Annotated in this window: 13 protein-coding genes; 10 read left to right on the plus strand and 3 right to left on the minus strand. The window is 49.7% G+C overall.

Translation table 11 applies throughout. From position 1 onward, the window contains the following. Positions 1–105 precede the first annotated feature (105 nt). On the minus strand, positions 106–1044 hold the full coding sequence (locus ACO6UX_RS21885; protein ID WP_422450408.1) for an L-lactate dehydrogenase: 939 nt from the start codon (positions 1042–1044) through the stop codon (positions 106–108). Between the two features lie 356 nt (positions 1045–1400). On the opposite strand from ACO6UX_RS21885, the gene radA reads away from it, so the two are divergent. The 6 genes from radA to glgB all read left to right on the plus strand — a co-directional run bounded on the left by radA (position 1401) and on the right by glgB (position 12838). Next, positions 1401–2774: a DNA repair protein RadA gene (gene radA / locus ACO6UX_RS21890; RefSeq protein ID WP_422450409.1), complete on the plus strand. Its 1374-nt coding sequence runs from the start codon at positions 1401–1403 to the stop codon at positions 2772–2774. Between the two features lie 224 nt (positions 2775–2998). Beyond that, positions 2999–5146 (plus strand): glycogen debranching protein GlgX, encoded by a 2148-nt coding sequence (gene glgX / locus ACO6UX_RS21895; protein WP_422450410.1) that lies wholly within the window; start codon positions 2999–3001, stop codon positions 5144–5146. Between the two features lie 612 nt (positions 5147–5758). Continuing rightward, a complete protein-coding gene (pgm, locus tag ACO6UX_RS21900; protein ID WP_422450411.1) occupies positions 5759–7402 on the plus strand; it encodes a phosphoglucomutase (alpha-D-glucose-1,6-bisphosphate-dependent) in 1644 nt (547 codons plus the stop codon). A gap of 174 nt (positions 7403–7576) precedes the next feature. Further along, complete coding sequence (glgC, locus tag ACO6UX_RS21905) at positions 7577–8800, plus strand: glucose-1-phosphate adenylyltransferase (RefSeq protein WP_422450412.1); 1224 nt, start codon at positions 7577–7579, stop codon at positions 8798–8800. Further along, entirely contained in the window at positions 8790–10241 is a 1452-nt protein-coding gene (locus ACO6UX_RS21910; protein ID WP_422450413.1) for a glycogen synthase, read from the plus strand. The genes glgC and ACO6UX_RS21910 overlap by 11 nt, the downstream gene beginning before the upstream one ends. A 368-nt stretch (positions 10242–10609) precedes the next feature. Then, complete coding sequence (gene glgB, locus ACO6UX_RS21915; protein WP_422450414.1) at positions 10610–12838, plus strand: 1,4-alpha-glucan branching protein GlgB; 2229 nt, start codon at positions 10610–10612, stop codon at positions 12836–12838. Positions 12839–12883: 45 nt separating this feature from the next. Here the strand turns inward: glgB and ACO6UX_RS21920 are convergent, their stop codons facing one another. Both ACO6UX_RS21920 and ACO6UX_RS21925 read right to left on the minus strand, forming a co-directional pair. Next, positions 12884–13567 (minus strand): DUF2726 domain-containing protein, encoded by a 684-nt coding sequence (locus tag ACO6UX_RS21920; protein WP_422450415.1) that lies wholly within the window; start codon positions 13565–13567, stop codon positions 12884–12886. Positions 13568–13909: 342 nt separating this feature from the next. Then, positions 13910–14206, minus strand: a complete 297-nt coding sequence (locus ACO6UX_RS21925) for a cold shock domain-containing protein (protein ID WP_269675240.1) — start codon at positions 14204–14206, stop codon at positions 13910–13912. Between the two features lie 431 nt (positions 14207–14637). Here ACO6UX_RS21925 and ACO6UX_RS21930 point away from each other — a divergent pair, with 431 nt between their 5' ends. The 4 genes from ACO6UX_RS21930 to ACO6UX_RS21945 all read left to right on the plus strand — a co-directional run bounded on the left by ACO6UX_RS21930 (position 14638) and on the right by ACO6UX_RS21945 (position 20474). Continuing rightward, positions 14638–15504: a cation diffusion facilitator family transporter gene (locus ACO6UX_RS21930; protein ID WP_422450416.1), complete on the plus strand. Its 867-nt coding sequence runs from the start codon at positions 14638–14640 to the stop codon at positions 15502–15504. A gap of 405 nt (positions 15505–15909) precedes the next feature. Beyond that, positions 15910–17037, plus strand: a complete 1128-nt coding sequence (locus ACO6UX_RS21935; RefSeq protein ID WP_422450417.1) for a hypothetical protein — start codon at positions 15910–15912, stop codon at positions 17035–17037. A gap of 306 nt (positions 17038–17343) precedes the next feature. After that, on the plus strand, positions 17344–19314 hold the full coding sequence (locus ACO6UX_RS21940) for an ankyrin repeat domain-containing protein (RefSeq protein WP_422450565.1): 1971 nt from the start codon (positions 17344–17346) through the stop codon (positions 19312–19314). Between the two features lie 365 nt (positions 19315–19679). After that, positions 19680–20474: a hypothetical protein gene (locus tag ACO6UX_RS21945; RefSeq protein ID WP_422450418.1), complete on the plus strand. Its 795-nt coding sequence runs from the start codon at positions 19680–19682 to the stop codon at positions 20472–20474. Positions 20475–20524: the final 50 nt, after the last annotated feature.

The raw sequence follows: 20524 nt of genomic DNA on the forward strand, positions 1-20524 counted from the left end.
ACGCTTTAGGGCTTTTGAGAATCACAAAGATCACGCCGGTCACAGAGGAAACCTTCTGATGTGTCCTGCGTGATCTGTGTGTTTTACCGATCGTACAAAAGGGGCTTATACCAGCTGATCCATAGAGACTTTAAGGGTGTTTGACGATTGTCGAATGCCCGCCAGTTCTTCCTCATCCAACTTAGGGGCAATAATACTCTCCACGCCGTCACTGCCAATAACGGTTGGCAGGCTAAGACAGATATCGCTAATGCCGTATTCTCCATTCAGCCGGACCGTGACCGGAAGAACACTGCGCTGATTATTGAGTACCATGCGAATGATAAAGGCAATAACCAGACCAATCGCCCAGTTGGTGTAGCCTTTGTTGGCAATGATCTCGTAAGCGGCTTTTCTGACCCTGGTGACAATACCTGCCAGGGCTTCGGGATCGTATTCACGACCATTAATCGTATTGCCTTTGATGCCAAGCCCGGCAATGGTGGCGGAACTCCAGACCGGTACTTCAGAGTCACCATGTTCCCCGAGAATATAAGCGTGAATGGACTGGGGTGAGACATCATAGTAGTTGGCCAGCAGGGTTCGAAAGCGGGAGGTATCCAGCAGGGTTCCGGTGCCAATCACCAGGTTATTGGGACGATGACTCAGGCTTTGCATGGCATGGGTAAGAATATCCACTGGGTTGCTGGCAATCAGCAACAAGGCTTGGGGTGCATGCTGGTCAAGCTCTCTGGCGATGGCTTCAAACACTTTGATGTTTCGCTGCAGCAGATGCAGGCGACTCTCATCGGGGCTGGATTGACTGACACCGGCGCAGATAACGATGATGCCTGCCCCCTCCAAACTGGCAAAGTCACCGGCGGTGACCTCGCAGCGTCCCACCAGTGGCTGGCCATGCATCAGGTCCAGTGCTTCGCCATGGGCTCTCTCCTGGTTCTTATCCACAAGAATAATTTGATTGGCCAGCTTTTGTTGGAACAGGGAGTAGGCGGCCGCCATGCCAACAAAGCCAGTGCCGATAATGCCAATTTTATTCGTATTCATGGTGAGTGCCTGCGTCTTTGAAGTATGCCCTGGCAACAATAAGCTGAAATATGTGCATACCTCAAGAAAGTGAGGAGTGAAGGTTGTGGCTTATACATCATAAACCCTGCATGATTCTGCTGTATGAATCACCTTTAGTGCAAAGTTCTGTCAGCGTTAATTTAGTCTGACTTTGTTGTATTTGGTAGTAACTGAAAAAAAAGAAACCACAATGACACAAAGGTTTATTTGAGCTTGTCTGAGCTGCGGTAAACCAGCAAAAAAGGCTGCCTTCGTGTCTTTGTGGTTCTATACGGAATGTTTGTTACGGATCATACTGAGCAGTTAGACTCAATCTATTTACGCAAAGACTCTTCATGGCAAAAGCAAAATCCCGAAAAGCATACGTTTGTACCGAGTGTGGCAGCGAGGCCGCCAAATGGCAGGGGCAGTGTCCGGACTGTAAAGCCTGGAACACTTATAAAGAAGTCAATCTCGGACCGGCCGCCTCTCCCTCCATTGCTGCCAGTAACAAAGCCGGTTTTGCCGGTGCTCTCTCTGAGCTGAAAACCCTCAGCGAAGTGGATGTGGAAGAAGCACCCCGCTTCTCCAGCGGCATGACGGAGTTTGACCGGGTGCTCGGTGGCGGTTTTGTCAAAGGCAGTGCGGTGCTGATTGGTGGTCACCCGGGGGCCGGTAAAAGTACCATCCTGCTGCAGGTGCTCTGTCACGTTGCCCAGTCCATGAATGCCCTTTATGTCTCTGGCGAAGAGTCACTGCAGCAGATTGCTGCCCGGGCCCAGCGATTAGGACTGCCCACCAATAACCTGAAAATGCTGGCGGAAACCTCCGCAGAAAATATTGTCGCGGTGGCCGAGCAGGAAAAGCCCGGCATTATCGTTATCGACTCCATCCAGGTGATGTATATGAACGGAGTGGACTCCGTGCCCGGTGGTGTTGGCCAGGTCAAAGAGTCTGCCGCTTTCCTGACCCGTTATGCCAAACAGAGTGGTACGGTATTGCTGATTGTCGGCCACGTCACCAAAGACAACTCTCTGGCCGGCCCCATGACTCTGTCCCATATCATTGATACCCAGATCATGCTGGGCAATACCGATGATTCCCGCTTCCGTATGATGCGGGCCACCAAAAACCGGTTTGGTCAGGTGAACGAGCTGGGTATTTTTGCCATGACCGAAACCGGCATGAAGGAAGTGAAAAACCCATCGGCCATTTTCCTGTCCCGCACCCAGGAGGCGACTTCGGGCAGCATTATTTCTGTATTGTGGGAAGGTACCCGGCCTCTGCTGGTTGAGATACAGGGGCTTGTGGTGGAATCCCAACTGGGAAACCCTCGTCGTGTAACTGTCGGCGTGGAGCAAAACCGTCTGGCCATGCTGCTGGCCATTCTTACCCGGCACGGTGGCATTTTCACCAGTGACCAGGATGTGTTTCTTAACGTAGTGGGTGGCGTAAAGATCACAGAAACCAGCGCTGACCTGGCCAGCCTGCTGACTGTGGTTTCCAGCCTGCGGGATACACCGCTGCCTCAGGACCTGGTGGCCTTTGGTGAGGTGGGGCTGGCCGGGGAAATCCGTCCGGTGGCCAATGGTCAGGAGCGTCTGGTTGAGGCTGCCAAGCATGGCTTCAGCCGTGCTATTGTTCCTGCCGCCAATCAGCCCAGAAAACCGATTCCCGGTTTGACAGTGATTGCCGTGAAAAAATTATCGGAAGCGCTGGAAGCTATTTAGGAGTTGTCTGGAAATAACTTCCCTATTTTCATTGCCTGACTCCGTTCGGACTGAGCTTGTCGAAGTTCGGTGGCACGACCCTTCGACAAGCTCAGGGTGAACGGAAATCGGGAACTTATTAAAAGACAATTCCTTAGCTGTCGGGGTATTTTCAACAGCAGTAGTTATTGCTGGTGAATCAAATTAAAATTCAACCCATTCCAATAAGTTGGTGTCTCGGATACATGAATCAGCCACAAATAACCTTAGAATCACTTGGCCCGGGAAGTTGTCACCATCTGGGGGCTAACTTTCTGAATCAGCAGCTGCACCCGGAGTTTCCTGACTCAGCGGTGGGGGTGAACTTTGCGGTGTATGCACCAGAAGCGTCAGCCATGATGCTGTGTCTGTTTGACAGCGCCGGGGTGGAGCAGCGCATTCCCATGTATGGCCCTGAAAAGGGCATCTGGCATGTATTGGTTAAAGGGGTGCAGGAAGGTCAGGTCTATGGCTATCGCGCCGATGGCCGCTGGGCACCTGATGAGGGGTTGCGCTTCAATATTCATCAACTGCTGCTGGATCCTTATGCCCGTGAAGTTAAAGGGGGGATTAACTGGCAGCCTGCCGTCTATGATTACTCCGGCAAGGAAAGAAGTCAGTGGTCGTTCAATGATCAGGACAACGGCCATTTGCTGCCCAAATCGGTAGTTCGGACCGATCAGTTTGACTGGCAATCTGTTACCAGGCCTGAACTCCCCTATGAAGACAGTATTATTTATGAGAGCCATGTCAGGGGCTTTACCCGTCAGCACCCCAATATTCCCGAAGCTCTGCGGGGGACTTATCTGGGGATGTGTCATCCTGTCGTTATTGATTATCTGAAGGGGCTGGGCATCAATACGGTTGAGCTGTTGCCGGTGACCAGTTTTCTCAGTGAGCCAAGATTGCGGAAGCTGGGGCTGAAAAACTACTGGGGCTATAACCCGCTCTGCTTTATGGCACCTGAGCCGTCCTATGCTATGGATGATCCGGTGGATGAACTGAAGACAATGGTTCGTGAATTGCATCGTGCCGGTATCCGGGTAGTGATGGATGTTGTTTACAACCATACCTGTGAAGCGGGATCGGATGGTCCATGCCTGAGCCTGCGAGGGTTGGCTGAGAAAGATTACTATTTGCTGGATCACCATGGTGGTCATCTGGTGTCTACCAACTACAGTGGTTGTGGGAATACGTTGAATTTTGACAGCCCACAAACCATCAAGCTGGTGATGGATAGCCTCAGGTATTGGGCTGAGCACTATCAGATCGATGGTTTCCGTTTTGATCTGGCACCGACCATGGCCAGACGACATCGGAAGTTTGATGCTCACAGCGCATTCTTTCAGGCCGTATTTCAGGATCCGATTCTTTCGACCCGGCAGATGATTGCAGAACCCTGGGACCTGGGGCCTGAAGGTTATCGCCTGAGAGGTTTCCCAAGGGACTGGCATGAGTGGAATGACCGTTATCGCGGTGGTATACGATCATTCTGGCGTGGTGACAAAGACCAGGTGGTGGATATCGCCTGGCGTCTGACCGGCTCCAGAGATATTTTCGGGCCAGGCAGACCGGCTGGAAGTGTTAACTATATCTGCAGTCATGATGGTTTTACCCTGCGCGACCTGGTGTCGTTTGAGCACCGGCACAACCTCGCTAATGGTGAGGGTAACCGGGACGGTGACCAACATAATCTCTCCTGGAATTATGGCGTTGAAGGGGCGTCCAGTGACCCTGCTATTCAACAGCTGCGGCTGCGTGTACGAAAAAACCTGCTGGCGACGCTGATGTTTTCCCGCAGTATCCCTATGCTGATGGCGGGTGATGAGTTTGGTAACAGTCAGCATGGCAATAATAATGTTTACTGTCAGGATAATCCCATTGGCTGGGTTGACTGGTCGTGGTTGGCTGGAAACGGCAATAGTGATGAGAACCCTGATGGTGCCGAGCTGCAACAGTTCACCTCAATGCTTATTCATCTACGCAAGTCAGAGCCATTGCTGGGCATTCGTTATCAGACAGATGACAGGCAGTGGCACAGCGCTGAGCTTGAATGGTTTAATACTGAAGGCGTACCTCTGACCGCAGCAATGCTGCCTGATGAGCGTGGTCGTGCACTGGAGATGCGCTATCGCTGCCCTGTGGATAGCCAGTCCAGCCTGGTGCTATTGGTCAATAATGAGGCTGAAACCCGGCGCTTTAACTTGCCTGATACTGGCAATGCCGTTCGCTGGCAAAGAGTTTTATCCACGGATCTGGATAATGGAGAAGCTTTCCGGGAAGAGGTGATTTTGAATCAGGGGTGGTACGAGGTGCCGGGGCACAGTGTTGTGGTGGTGAAAGAATTGGTCTGAAAACCTTTCATTATTTCATAATAACGGGGTTGGGGTAAGTTAGTGATTAACGGCAATGCATCCCTGTAGAATAGTCGGTATCGTGAGCATAATCACTTACTCACAGACTGATGCTCTACTTTATTTTTGTGTTGGCGGGCGGTTTTCTCTGTTAGCTTCTGAAAGTAAATAAGGCAGTTGCCTTGTATTTTCATGGTTAGCAAATATTGGTTGTATTTGCTGTCGGCCAGCGAGGAGCCTGTCGGACTTAAGACTGTCCTACTGCGGTTGCGATAAATTGGTCTAAAAATTCCTGCTTCTTCGTCAAATAGCCCCGCTATTCTCCTCAGAAGCAGGAATTTTTATCCTCAATTTCTCGCAATTCTCGCTACGGGGTCGCCTAGGAGGCTGTCCGAGAATAGCGCCCGTAGCGAGGATGGCAGAAAATTGAGGATAAAAAGTCGGAAATTTTTAGTGAATAGTGGTTCTATTTGCTAAAAATTTCCGACTTTTTAGACCAATTTGCTGCCACCGCAGTAGGGCAGTCTATTCTCGGACAGCCTCCTAGCCGGACGCTTAAGTCCGACAGGCTCCCAGGGCATTCTCTGCCATTTTTACTAATGAGGAACCGCCATGCACCCCCTCGCAGGCCAACCCGCAACCGATGATCTTCTGGTTAATATTCCCCGGCTGGTCAGTGACTATTACACGATACGGCCCGATCAGGCAGAAAGCAGTCAGCGTGTCGCTTTTGGCACATCGGGTCATCGTGGCACGTCTGCCAATGGTTCGTTCAATGAAGCCCATATTCTGGCGATCAGTCAGGCAATCTGTGAATATCGTCGTGCGCAGGGAATAGAAGGCCCTGTTTTTGTTGGCATGGATACCCATGCGCTTTCTGAGCCGGCGTTAATCAGTGCTGTGGAAGTGTTTGTTGCCAATGGCCTGGATGTCATGATCGATCAGGAGCGTGGCTATACGCCAACGCCTGTTATCTCCCATGCCATCGTTTCCTATAATCGCTGTCACAGCAAGCTGGCGGACGGGGTGGTCATCACCCCTTCCCACAATCCACCGGAAGATGGCGGTTTTAAATATAACCCGCCCCATGGTGGCCCGGCAGGTAGTGATATTACCGGCTGGGTGGAAAAACGGGCCAATGAGCTGATCGGTGAAAACCTGTCTGGCGTTAAAAGAATCTCTTTTGAACAGGCGCTAAGATCCGGCAAGGTTCACAAGTATGACTTCGTTAGGCCTTATGTGAATGACCTGGAAAATGTGCTGGATATGGCGGCCATTGCCAACGCTAAACTGAGCATTGGTGTTGATCCTCTGGGCGGTTCAGGTTTGCACTATTGGGCACCTGTTGCGGATCGTTATGGTCTTGATCTGACGCTGGTCAGCAAGAAAATTGATCCGACCTTTTCGTTTATGCACCTTGATAAGGATGGCCGGATCCGTATGGACTGTTCATCCTCCTCCGCCATGGCCGGACTGATCAACCTCAAAGATGACTTTGCTATTGCTTTCGGGAATGACCCGGACTTTGATCGCCACGGTATTGTGACCCGTGGTCATGGATTGCTGAATCCAAACCACTATCTGGCTGTCGCCATCCAGTATCTCTATACCCACCGTCCGCAATGGTCACCAGAGGCGACTATCGGTAAGACGCTGGTTTCCAGTGCCATGATTGATCGTGTCGCCAATGGTCTGGGTCGTACCGTGACTGAAGTTCCGGTCGGGTTTAAGTGGTTTGTTGATGGTCTCTCAGCAGGCACTATGGCATTTGGCGGCGAAGAGAGTGCCGGAGCCTGTTTCCTGCGCCGGGATAGTAATACCTGGTGTACCGATAAGGATGGTTTCATCATGGCGCTGCTGGCGGCAGAAATTACCGCCGTTACCGGGCGTGACCCTGGCGAACATTATCAGGAGCTTACCCGGAAATACGGTGCTCCGGTTTATCAGCGGCTCGATGCTGTAGCCAATGATGCCCAGAAGAAAGTGCTTGCTGCATTGAGTCCAGAACAGGTTAAAGCAGAAAAACTGGCGGGTGATCCTATCATTGCCCGTTTAACCCACGCACCTGGCAATGGTGCCGCCATTAGCGGTCTGAAAGTGGTTACCGAGCGGGGCTGGTTTGCAGCCAGACCTTCCGGAACCGAAGCCGTTTATAAGATTTATGCTGAAAGCTTTGAAGGGAAAGAGCACCTTTCCCATCTGCAGAGTGAAGCTCAGGAGATTATCGCCGAAGTCTTTAAGGCAAATGGTGTTTGAGGTGAGCTGAATGAGCCTGACATCAGAATGCTTTGTCTGAGGCTGGCAATAGGGGGGGGCTGGCTTTCGGCAGGAGGGGGATTCTTTCGGGGTATTGCTTGCAATGGCCCGGAATGGGTCAGGGATTGACCTTAATACTTTCAGATCGTAATGCATAAAACAGGAAAATCGACCATGGCTTCAGTCCTTTCCATGATCCTGGCCGGAGGGGTAGGGTCCAGGCTTGCTCCACTCACGAGCATAAGAGCAAAGCCAGCGGTTCCTTTTGGCGGACAATATCGAATCATCGACTTTGTGCTGAGTAATTTTGTGAATTCCGATCTTCACAAGATTTATCTGATTACTCAGTTCAAGTCGCACTCACTGAGCAAACACCTGCAACGTTGCTGGCGTATTGCCGGTCTGGCGGATAAGTTTATTGATACGCTGCCAGCCCAGATGAATACCGGCAGTGACTGGTATCAGGGCACCGCGGATGCGGTGTATCAAAACCTGAATCACATTGAGTCGCACAACCCCGATCTGGTTTGTGTCTTTGGTGGTGATCATATCTACACCATGGATGTGCGGGATATGGTTCAGTATCACCAGCAACACAGTGCTGACTTGACCGTTGCGGCGATTCCCGTACCGGTTAATCAGGCCCATCACTTCGGTATAATCGAGGTTGATGAAGATGGTCGTATGATCGGTTTTGCCGAAAAGCCAAAGGATGATGTGAAGACCATTCCCGGCAATCCGGACTTTGTGCTGGCTTCAATGGGGAATTATGTATTCACCAAAGAGTGTCTGGTGCAAGAGCTGCTGGATGATCACGCCAATGAAGGGTCTGACCACGATTTTGGCAAAAACATCATTCCATCCCTTTACCCACGGGCAAAAGTCATGGTGTATGACTTCTCCGGAAATACAGTTCCTGGGGGCAAAAATAACGGCTACTGGCGCGATGTAGGTACCATTGATTCATTCTGGGAAGCGAATATGGATCTGCTGACCAGTGAACCGCCCATCGACCTGCATAATCAGGGCTGGCCGATTCGTACCTATATTCCACCCTATCCACCGGCCCTGATTGCTTTTGATCGTGAAGAGCGTAAAGGTCAGATCAACAACTCCATGGTGGGTGTGGGTTGCGTATTCTATGACATTTATATGCATCGCAGTGTGGTGGGTTACAACGTCAAAATTGGCGACAATACTCACATATCTGAATCGGTTATTCTTCCCAATGTCACCATCGGTGAAGATGTCGTATTGAACCGGGTTATTGTGGATAAGCGTGTAGAAATTGCACCGGGAACCCGCATCGGTGTTGATCGTGAAGAGGATCTTAAACGCTTCAAGGTCACTGATTCTGGTCTGGTGGTTATTCCCAGAGGAGCAAAAGTTGGGTTCTGATTTAAACATACTTTTTGCGGTATCAGAGCTGGCAGGTATTGTCAAAACCGGAGGGCTGGCCGATGTGGCCGGCGCTCTCGGGCCCTGGATGCGCAAGCTCGGAAATGATGTCCGGGTGATTATGCCCGCCTACCGTCAGGCTCTGGAAGCGTTGACAACGGATGTTGCCGGAGCTGGAGAAGTTTGTCTCGGCTCACAGGGAAAAATGGGTTTTGCCATAAGACAGGGAACGTTTGAAGGTGTCCCTGTTTACCTGATTGAGCATAACCATTACTTTGACCGCAGTGGTCTCTACACCCATGAGGGTGAAGGTTTTGGTGATAACACTGAGCGATTTGCTTTTTTTTGTAAAGCGGCACTTCAGGTCTGCCGGATTTTAAGCTTTAAGCCGGATATTATTCATGGCCATGACTGGCAGTCAGCACTTCTGCCTTACTACCTGAAAACCCATGAGTCTGGCAATGCTTTCTTTGCTGATACACGGACTGTCCTGACCATTCACAATGGTGCCTATCAACAGCATACTGACCGTGCTTTACTGGACGTGTTGGGGATCGATCACCACTGGTATACCCCGGATTTCTTTGAAGACCATGGGCATATTAATCTGCTCAAGGGCGGTATTGCCTTTGCTGATAAAATCACTACCGTGAGTCCAAGGTATGCTGAAGAGCTGCAGACAGATCTTGGATCTCATGGCCTTGCCTATATCATCGGGCGAAGAAAGCAGGATTTTTCCGGTATTCTTAATGGCTGTGATTATCAACAGTGGAACCCTGGAACAGACGCTTTGCTGCCAGCCAATTACTCCCTGCATGATCTTTCTGGCAAGGCGGTCTGTAAGCAGGCTTTGCAGGAACAACTGCAGTTACCGGTGAGCACCGATAAACCTCTGTATGGGCTGGTCAGTCGCCTTGCCGGGCAGAAAGGTTTTGCTTATCTGATACCAGCCCTGTGGCAGTTTTTGCAGGATGATGTTCAGGTTGTACTCCAGGGGGCAGGTGAGCGGACTATTGCCGCTGAGCTGAGCCGGTTGGTCAGTGCCTTCCCCGACAAGTGTCGCTTTGTTAAGGCTTATGACAACCGTCTGGCGCATCTGATTGAAGCAGGCTCTGATTTCTTCCTGATGCCTTCATTGTTTGAGCCCTGCGGCCTTAACCAGATGTACAGCATGAAGTACGGTACCCTGCCCATTGTTCGGGCGGTTGGTGGGCTGGTGGACACCGTTAAAGGCTATAATTCAGCTGGCGGGGAGGCAACCGGGTTTATGTTTGATTCGGCTGACAGTGATGCCCTGTTGCATTGTCTTAATCAGACCAATGTCGTTTATCAGGATGGGCAACTGATGAGTCGATTGGTGGTTAATGCCATGAATGAGTCATTTACCTGGGAGCAGTCTGCCCTGGATTACCTTGAGGTTTATCGGGCTGCAGTTGGCTAGGAGGCTGACCGAAAATAGACTGCCCTACACGGCAACTGCTCCTGCGTTGCTCTAGCTCCTGCATCCATGCAGTCGTACGGTGGCAGCAAATTGGTCTAAAAATTCGCTTTTGTTCGGCAAATAGCCCCGCTATTCACCTCACAAAACCGAATTTTTATCCTCAATTTTCTGCCATCCTCGCTACGGGGTCGCCTAGATGGGCGCTATTCTCGGTCAGCCTCCTAGCGACAAGCCCCGGAGTGGCTTATCTTGAAGGAAAGGCGGAAGGCTGAGGTGCTCAGTCTTCCAGACACAAGTTTTCCCTGTCTTCCCGGGAGTCCGTCTGGTTTTGTCGACAGGCAATTTTTGCACTGAAATAAAGCAACACTATGAATATCGCTGTATCTTCCAAAACATCATCAACGCCAAAGGCTGCCATAAAGCCTGTGGTGGCGGATCTGGCTAACAGTCAGTGTGCAACTCCTTTTGATCAGCTGGGGTTGCATCCTCATCCGCAAGGAAAAGGTCTGGTCATTCGCGTATGGCGTCCGGATGCAACCATGGTCGAGGTGTTTGATCACCACACCGGCAAGCTGCTTGGCGAAATGAGCCGCAATGAGGCTGGTGTCTTTGAGCTGCATCTGTCCAGAAGAAAAAAGCCGTTTCTTTATCAGTTGGCGATCCATTGGGCAAATGGCCACCGCTTTGTGGTTTATGACCCATACTGTTTTGGGGAATATATTCTTGCCCAGTCAGATATTGAGTCGGATGGCCTTTATCGACACCTCGGGGCACAGGTGGTCTCCCATAAGATCAACAGCAAACTGAATATACAGGGTGTGTTGTTTAAGGTTTACGCGCCTTATGCCCGGTCAGTGAGTATTGTGGGAAGCTTTAATGGCTGGGATGACCGGCTCCATCCAATGGCCAGTGCGGATGATGGCATCTGGCGACTGTTTGTGCCCGGCGTTCAGGCTGGCGATCAGTATAAATACGCTATCCGTGATTATCACGGCAATTCGCTGCCACAGAAAACCGATCCGTTCGCCCGCCATATTGAGCAGTGGCCCGGACTGGCTTCTGTCGTACAGGGCGTCGATAGCTATGCCTGGCAAGACCAGCTGTGGATGGGTAAAAGAAAAGACAAGGCAGATAAAGAGCAGCCCTTCTCTATCTACGAAGTCCATGCGGGCTCATGGAAAAGAAAAGAGAACGGTGACTTCCTGAACTTTCGTGAACTGGCCGATGAGCTGATTCCCTATGTGATGGATATGGGCTTTACGCATGTTGAGTTGCTGCCTGTGTCGGAGCATCCGCTGTTTGATTCCTGGGGTTATCAGCCGGTTGGTCTTTATGCGTCCAGTAGCCGTTATGGTTCGCCGGATGATTTCCGCTATTTTGTTGATCAGTGTCACCAGAAAGGTCTTGGTGTCATTCTGGATTGGGTGCCTGCGCACTTTCCCAATGATGAGCATGGGCTGGCCAGGTTTGACGGCTCTTCACTTTATGAGCATCCGGATCCTCGTCGTGGCTGGCACCCTGACTGGCAAACCTGTATTTATGATTTTGGCAAGCCCTGGGTTCAGGACTTTCTGATCAGTAATGCCCTTTACTGGCTGGATGAATTTCATATTGATGGCCTTCGTGTCGACGCGGTTGCCTCCATGCTCTACCTGGATTACTCACGAGGTCAAGGTGAGTGGGAGGTCAATATTCATGGTGGTAATGAGAATCTTGAAGCCGTGGCTTTCCTGAAGAAGTTTAATGAGAAGGTACACGCTGCATTCCCGGATGTGATGACTATTGCGGAGGAATCAACCAGCTGGCCAGGTGTTTCCAAAGCGGTTGCAGACGGTGGGCTTGGGTTTGACTTCAAATGGAACATGGGATGGATGAATGACACGCTTGAGTATATGAAACTCGATCCTGTCTATCGCCAGCACCATCATGGGCAGATGACGTTCAGTACGGTTTATGCCTGGAGTGAAAATTTTGTTCTACCCCTGTCCCACGATGAAGTCGTTCATGGGAAGGGCACTATTCTGACCCGTATGCCTGGTGATGATTGGCAGCGTTTTGCCAACCTGAGGGCTTACCTGGCATTTATGTATGCGCATCCCGGTAAAAAGCTGCTCTTTATGGGCACTGAACTGGGCACCCATAACGAGTGGAATCAGAATGCTGAGCTGGACTGGGGCTTGCTGGACAATCCAGAGGGTTTCAGTGTGGGGGTTCAGAAGCTGGTTAAAACCCTTAACCAGCTGCATGGCTCAGAGCCTGCGATGTTTGAGCAGGATCTCAAGGCAGAAGGTTTTGCCTGGACCACCGGGGATGACAGGAGCCAGAGTGTGCTGGTGTTTCGTCGCTATGATAATGAAGGGAACTCAGTACAGGTTATCTGTAACCTGACGCCGGTTGTTCGTGACAGCTATCGCGTTGGTGTTCCAGAGGTTGGTCGCTATTGTGAAATTTTGAACACCGATAATACCTGCTTTGGCGGCAGCGGTGTTTCAGTCGGCGAGCTGCTTGAAACTGAGGAAATCCCGATGCATCATTTGCCATACAGTCTTTCTCTGACATTGCCGCCTTTGGCCACCGTGATCCTTAAGTGCTCCTGATCTGGATTCAAGGAACTGGCTACATCTGGTAGCCAGTTCTGTTGATCACGAGTGAACCATTCTGGCACCTTTGCAGCTTGGGTAGGTGCTGCATACCCAGCACTCCAAGCCTGCCTGATGACCTTTTTTAAGCGTTCGCAGTTGCATGGGGCTATGGCATTTGGGGCATTGCGGATCAACGATGGTCTCGACTTCGGCAATAGCTTCTCTTGGGGTCGGGAGTTCGTAATCAGGTGTTCCTTCCTCGGTAAATCCGCAGGTGGCGAGAACGGTACGTCGCAATTCGGTAACATCCCGCCAGGGCTTCATATCATATTCCAGTAACGGCAGTTCTGCCGCTTCACAGAGCTGGCGTAATATCTTGAACTCTTTTGAGTTGGACTTTGTGTTGTAGGGGATCAGGTTGATCACACAACAGATTTCCATCTTTTTGCGGTGATAGAGCACAAAGTCAAATCGACGGTTTTTTTTGATATTCAGTGCCATGGCGGTCCGGCTGAACCTGCCAGCTGCAAGAACGTCACCAACGGGCAAAGAAGGCAAAACCATTAAGTGACTGCGAACGGCAATATCCAGCTGACCGAAAAAAGCACGCTTATCCTGGTCGAAAAGAGGGGTGTTGGGTTTGGCTTTGAAAGGGCTGAAAGTCAGCCATAGAAACCAGGCAATCGCTGCAATAAATACTACCAAAGAGCCTGAAACAACGAGGGAAAAACTGTCCAGCAGCACTGCACTACCTTGTCTTGAATTTATGAGTCAATGATTGATAAAAACGTGGCTCTTTCAAAAGCGTCAACAATGGCCACCCCATGAAAACGTATTGGAGAACGAGAAGACCTGTATGACTAATCATTGGCGATGCAGAAAGTGCACTTGTGGTTTTTAACCGGCATGGGTAACCGGAAAAGAGCAGTCCTGATCATCCAGACATTCTTTTTATAAAAGAGTGACTGGAAATAATAGCAACAAATATTCTTTTGTCATAATAGGTGTTTCTCCACAATGTGTAGCACTGTGGAGAGTGACACAAGGCTATCTGGCAAAAGAGTATTCGGGTGGCCTGGCACCAGTTTAAACCGGGAATGACTCTTCCTGAGTAGCACTCTGAGTGCTTTCAGTGCCATTACCGTTGTCGGGTACGACTTTCGTGGCGATAAGACCTTTGGGACCATGGCCAATCTCAAAGCTGACAACCTGGCCTGCTTTCAGTGTTTTAAAGCCGTCCATATCAATGACAGAGTAATGAATGAGAACATCCTGATTCTCTGTCGCTTCCTGCGCCTGGATAAATCCATACCCTTTGGGGTTATTAAACCACTTGACTGTACCTACCAGCATAGCTTCCATTTCCTTCTTGGTCGCTTCCATACAGCTTGAATCCTTAAATATTACATTGAAGGAACTGCTGGGAAACTGCAACCCTTGTTGTTTTATTTTTTGGCATTTTTTTATGGTTATTCATAAAAAGTGTCGTCCTTGCCACTTTGTTCCCTTTACCTATGTTGAAATCCATCTCGATAAATGGAACTGAACCACAGATTTCCAGAAAAGGGAACTTACAATATAACATCATAAATTGTGCTTTTAATAGCCCTGTTCAGGCTTTATCTGCTGATATATCGGGCTTTTTCAGTTTTTTATTGGTGGGGTGTTGTGCATGGAGCAACGTCTGTGCTCGCACACGCTGGTCAATAAGGTACGACAGGTGACTTTTTATAGAGAGGAGGCTGTGGTTATTTTCAGCTGTATCAGCACAAAAGGCTACAATTAAAGCCTCTGGATATGGTGAGTAAACCTCCATGGACCAGCATAATGATTATGATTCCGTTGGTGATGGAAAGCTGATCCTTGCCCTGCTTATCAAGCTTTTCCTGAGTGGTGTTCAGGTCGTTGGGGGAAGCGTTGCCGGAAGCCTCTCCCTGATCGCAGACTCGCTGCATAACCTGGGTGATGCCGGTGCAATTCTGGTTGCTGTCATTGCCAGGCGAATAGGTTGCAAGTCAGCAGATAAACACATGACCTACGGATACAAAAGGGCAGATATTCTCGGGGCTTTAATAAACAGTGTATTTTTACTGGTGGTTGGGGGGTATCTGATCTGTGAGGCCACAGGTAAGTTTTTTTACCCCAGGGAAGTTGATGGCTGGATTGTGCTGTCGGTTGCCGGTGTTGCCCTTCTGGTTAACATCACCACATCGCTGCTGACTTTCAAGGCTGGAGCCAGAAGCGATATCAATATCAATGCGGTCTTTATTCACAGTGCTTCCGATGCGGTTGCTTCCCTGGTAGTCATCGTAGCGGGTGTGCTGATCATCAACTACCAGCTCTATATTTTTGATGTGATAGCCACCATCGGGATATCAGTCTACGTGATCTTTAATGGCGCAATTCTGTTGAGACGCTGCATTATTATTCTTATGCAGGGGGTTCCGGGCGGCATCGATATTGAACAGATCAGGGCGGCCCTGGAAAGCATTGAGGGGGTTAAAAGAGTAGGGCGCATGCACGTCTGGCAGCTGGATGATAAAAAGATCTTCTTTGAAGGCAGAATCCTTTTGAATGGCGCGGAGCCTGAAACGATTAAACGAAAAATCCGGGTGGCGTTACGGCACCAGTTCTGTATTAATCATACGACTCTGGAAACAAAAACCAGCCGTCGTATCTAACATCAAAACCATGGCCTTTGGTGATAAATTGTCACGAAATAATTAAATGGTCTAATCCCATGTTTGAACTTTATCTTGTGGCAAAACTCTTAACTCTAATGTTGAACCATAGAGTCTAGGGGATAACTGGCTATGAATGTGCCATCAATTTCTGCCAAAAGCACAGCTGTGTTCCAGCCTCAATGCCATGGCGATCAAGAGAGAGAAAGCGCCAGCGCAGCCCCGGTAAAGTTTGATCGCTGGATGATCAGTTTAAGCGAGATTGACAGTTTCCTGCGGGGCAAGGACCATGAGGCGGTTGAGCGTATCGCAGAGCGTATGTGCACAAGGTCGGAGCACCAGCAAGGTACGAAATCCTTCAATTTGAGTAACCCGGAAAAAGATTCTGGTGCCTGCGCTCTACCGGTGGATGACAGCCAGGGATGCAGCCAGGAGCAAAAGGTCAAGAACGTTACTGGCTTGATCCTCAGGCTCCAGTCAGGAGTGCACCAGTTGCTTGATGAAGTCAACGGCCATTTTGCCGAAGAGCCATTCACCGGGACTAAAGAGGCATCCCATGCAGATGATGGCAATATTGTGGCAGAAGACGATGGCTCAATGGGCTTCAGTGGGCTCCCTGCCGGTCAGCCAGATTCGGCTTATCAGTCTGCTACACTGCCTTCATCGTCTTTTGCGACGGCTGATCCAGCGGCAACGCCGGTAGCTTCAACGACCTCTTATGATGCCCTTTCGCATGAGGCTGAAACAAAGTTAGCGTATTTGAGTGCTCACATGGAACGATTGATGGGGGATCAGTGGGGGGATGGTCAGATAACAGAGTGTCGAAATCAGATGCAGTGGATCAAGGGAGAGCTGAACAGTTTAGAAACGTTGGGGCTTAAACATTTATCTGGAAAATTCAGGGAGGTCAGGAAGCAATTTGAGGAGCTACAGGTAAAGGATTTTCATCACCGTTTGGATAAGCTGGAAGAGGTCGTCAACATAGGGAACAGCAAGGCTATACAGTCGATTGAACGCGAAAATATGGAAAAAGGAGTATTGGAAGCAATGGGGGCTCGGTTTGAGCAAGTTAAATTAGAGCTGGCAGAGCTTCGTTCTCAATTCAATGAATTGAAAGAAAAACTACAACCATACAAGGGTCATATCAGTGATAGTCAACAAACAGCTACAAACAGTGAAGTTAAGAATAAGATAGATCCTCTTGAAAAAGAGTTTGGTGATTACTGGAAAGAATATGTTCGCAAGTCTAAATATCTGGAGGAACAGTTTCTGCAATGCTCCCACTTAGACCTCCTTAGAGAGCAACACTTGGGTAAAATGATGGAGCTTAGGGATTTCTATCTTCAGTCATCAGAAGCAGCAAAAGTACTGATCATAAAATTCGTTGGTATACCAGCCTATGAAAAGGAGCATCTGATGCTTAACAGGCATATTGAACATATGCTTACGCAGATCGAAGTTCTGAACAAACAGATCTATCAACATGAGCAGGAAGAGAACCGGGAAAAACGATCTGGTTGTATGCAATCCTGAATTCAGCTCTTGATGAGGTTCCGGTGTGAGCATCAGTTTGTGGTACAAAAATTGCTAACGGGTTAACTGTGTGGGTAGAGTAAAATCCGGGCTGAAAATCCAGTTCGGTTCCATGCGTCCGATGTCTTATTTTATCGTAGTAAAAAAACCATCTCTGTAGGCGTCATTTGTCAAGAAAAAAGCTTCAGTCGAAAGGGTATGCAGCGCTATCTTTGTGGTAATAATCAGTACCCAGCGATAACTTTCATCCTTGAGTATTAATACAAATATGTAGACCAGTCAAAGCCTCTGAATGAAGCCCCGATACTGGCTGCCTGTCGCAACAACCAGATTGACTTGTTACAGGATTTTCTGGCGGCAGAACCTGCGTTGGCTTACCGGGCAGCACCATCAGATATAACGGACAAGGATCGGGTATACCTATACCCCCTCGGTGTCGCTGCCCAGGAAGGGCATGAGAAAGCCGTGGAGCCGATGCTGACTGCTCTGGATAGACTGCCTGAGGGAAAAAGGCCCGGTGGTGGTTCCATCATGGCCGTTATCAATACGGCTGACCGATCGGGGAGAACTCCGCTTCACCTGGCTGCCTTGGGAGGTCATATCAAGGTGGTGGAGCAGTTGCTGAAAGCTGTGGATAGACTGCCGGAAACCGAAAGGCCGGCAGCCGTTCAAAGGCTTCTGAGCGCCACTGACGATGGCGGGCAGACCCCGCTCCAGTTTGCCAGGCAACAAAACCACCAGGCAGTCGCGGTTTTGCTGCGGGATGCTCTGAAAAAACCGGCACAAACAGCAAGGCTTGATTCCATCATTACAGAGGCCTTTGAGCAACCGGGTTCAAGCAAGCTTCCGGCAGCTCAACCAGGTGCATCGAATAAGACTTCTGAGGTTTTGGCACAACCGGCATTGCCTGTTGATACGATGGAACCCGCAGCAGTATATACTGCACCACCGCTTTCTTGTCTGAGCCAGGCTGCGAAAGAGGGCAACATTGAGTGCGTTAAGGCGTTACTGCCCTTTGCTGGCGTTCTGGTCAATGAAAAGAATAATGATGGCTTTGCGCCCCTGCATTACGCAGCCAAAAGCGGCCATGAGGCGTGCCTGCGGCTGTTAATTACCAGCAAGAATATGAAAATCACACTTCTCCACGCTGCCCGGGAGGGGCAAACCAAGGTTCTGGAGGAGATACTAAAAAACCTGAATACACTGAAGGAACCCGCAAAGTCTGAGACCATCATGCTGGTGCTGAATGTGTCGGACCGGGACGGTAGAACTCTGCTCTGCCGGGCTGCACAAGCCGGGCACGAAGAAGTGGTAGCCTTGTTCCTGAATGCCCTGAATGGTCTATCGAAGGAGAAAAAGCCGGAGGCTACCAAGGCGGTGCTGAGTGCGGCAGACAGTTTCGGCAGAACACCGCTTTATATAGCTGCTCATCTTGGCCACTATAAGATCGTTACCCAGTTGTTGGCTGAGGACGTTGAAACCGCGTTTTCCTATACCTGTGTGGCCAGCAAAGGGCAGGAGCAGGTAGCAGATCTTCTGAAGGCTTTCCCCATCTTGAGTGCTGCCCGGAACGGGCAAACAACCATTGTCGCCCGGATGCTGAAAATTCTGGAGACCTGGCCTGAATCTGAACGTTGTCAGGCAGTCTCGATGGTAATGACTCTCTCCAAAAAAGACGGGGAAACAGCGCTACACGTCGCTGCTCAAAGTGGTCAACAGAAGGTTGTGGAGCAATTCCTGAGTACTGCGAATAACTACCAGGAATCAGAACAACAAATTGTTGCTTTCGAAGCAATGATAGGTGCGGTCGTCACATTCAAAAGGACGCAACTGACCGCAGCTGTTGATAACTTCCACTGGGTCATCGTGGATCAGCTGATTAAGGCCTTCCCGCTCTTGAGTGCTGTTCTGGGCGGGCATAACCAAAGCGTGAAGCAGTTAATGCAAGCGTTGACAGCGTTACCGAGAGAGCAAAGGGGGGCTGCCATTATGGCGACACTAAAGAAACCCCGGAAAGAAGATGGCGCAACACCGTTGTATATTGCAGCCAGAGAGGGAAATATCGAGATAATGAAGCTGTTGTTGGATGCCGTGACTACGCTCCTGGCTGATGGAAAGCGCAAAGAAGCCAGGGAAGTACTGTACTCTGCTTGCGAGGTTAAAGAAGAGGATGGAACCCTGATGGCGATAACCCCACTCAGAATCGCTGCCATAAACCGGCATGATAAGGCTGTGAATTTGCTATTGGAGAAGATACGGGAGTTATTTATTACATAATAAATGTCGTTTAAAGAGCGGCTGTCACCACCGTTTGTAAATAATTAAACCGTCTAACCCAATGTTTGAACTTTATCTTGTGGCAAAACTCTGAACTCTAATGTTGAACCATAGAGTCTAGGGCATAACTGGCTATGAATATGCCATCGATTTCTGCCCAAAGCACAACTGTGACCCAGCCTCAATTTCATGGCGATCAATAGGGAGAAAGCGCCAGCGCCGCCCCGGTAAAATTTGATCGCTGGGTGATCAGTTTAAGCGATATTGACAGTTTCCTGCGGGGCAAGGACCATGAGGCGGTTGAGAGTATCGCAGAGCGAATGTACACAAGGGCGGAGCACCAGCAAGGTACGAAATCCTCTGGCTTGAGTAACCTGGAAAAAGATTCTGGTGCCTGCGCTTTACCGGTGGATGACAGCCAGGGATGCAGCCAGGAGCAAAAGGTCAAGAACGTTACTGGCTTGATCCTCAGGCTCCAGTCAGGAGTGCACCAGTTGCTTGATGAAGTCAACGGCCATTTTGCCGAAGAGGCGTTCACCGGGACTAAAGAGGCATCCCAGGCAGGTGATGGCAATAATATTGTGCCAGAAGACGATAGCTGGCCAGGATTCAGTGGGCTCCCTGTCGGTCAACCCGATTCGGCTTATCAGTTTGCTACACTGCCGTCATCGTCTTTTGCGACGGCTGATCCAGCGGCAACGCCGGTAGCTTCACCGTCCTCTTATGATGCCCTTTCGCCTCAGACCGAAACAAAGTTAGCGTATTTGAGTGGTCACATGGAACAATTGTTGGGGGGGCAGTGGGGGGATGGTCAGATAACGGAGTGTCGAAATCAGAGTAACCAGTTGGGCGAAGTAAAAAAGTGTTTTGGGGTTTGCAATGATATTAAATCATTAACTAACGAAAACCCGGACAAAGCTGAAGCTTTGATGACTACTTCAGTCAGTGATAGTCAACAAACTGCTGCTACAACAAGATGGAGAGCTGGGAACTTCTCATGTTACACAGGCTGGAGAGCTGGGAACTTCTTATGTTACACAGGACTTTATGAGTCGAAGAGGTTCTTGAAAGGAAAGCCTTATTTAATGAGGACAGTGCAGCATTTACCACCTCCCGGTACAAAATATCCAGACAAGAACCGCATCGAGATGCAGATATGACTTTCATGTGACAAAATAATCATCTGTAGTGGATCGAGCTCGAGAAATCA

Origin of the sequence: Endozoicomonas sp. ALB091 (genome assembly GCF_049310265.1) — a bacterium.
GTDB lineage: Bacteria > Pseudomonadota > Gammaproteobacteria > Pseudomonadales > Endozoicomonadaceae > Endozoicomonas.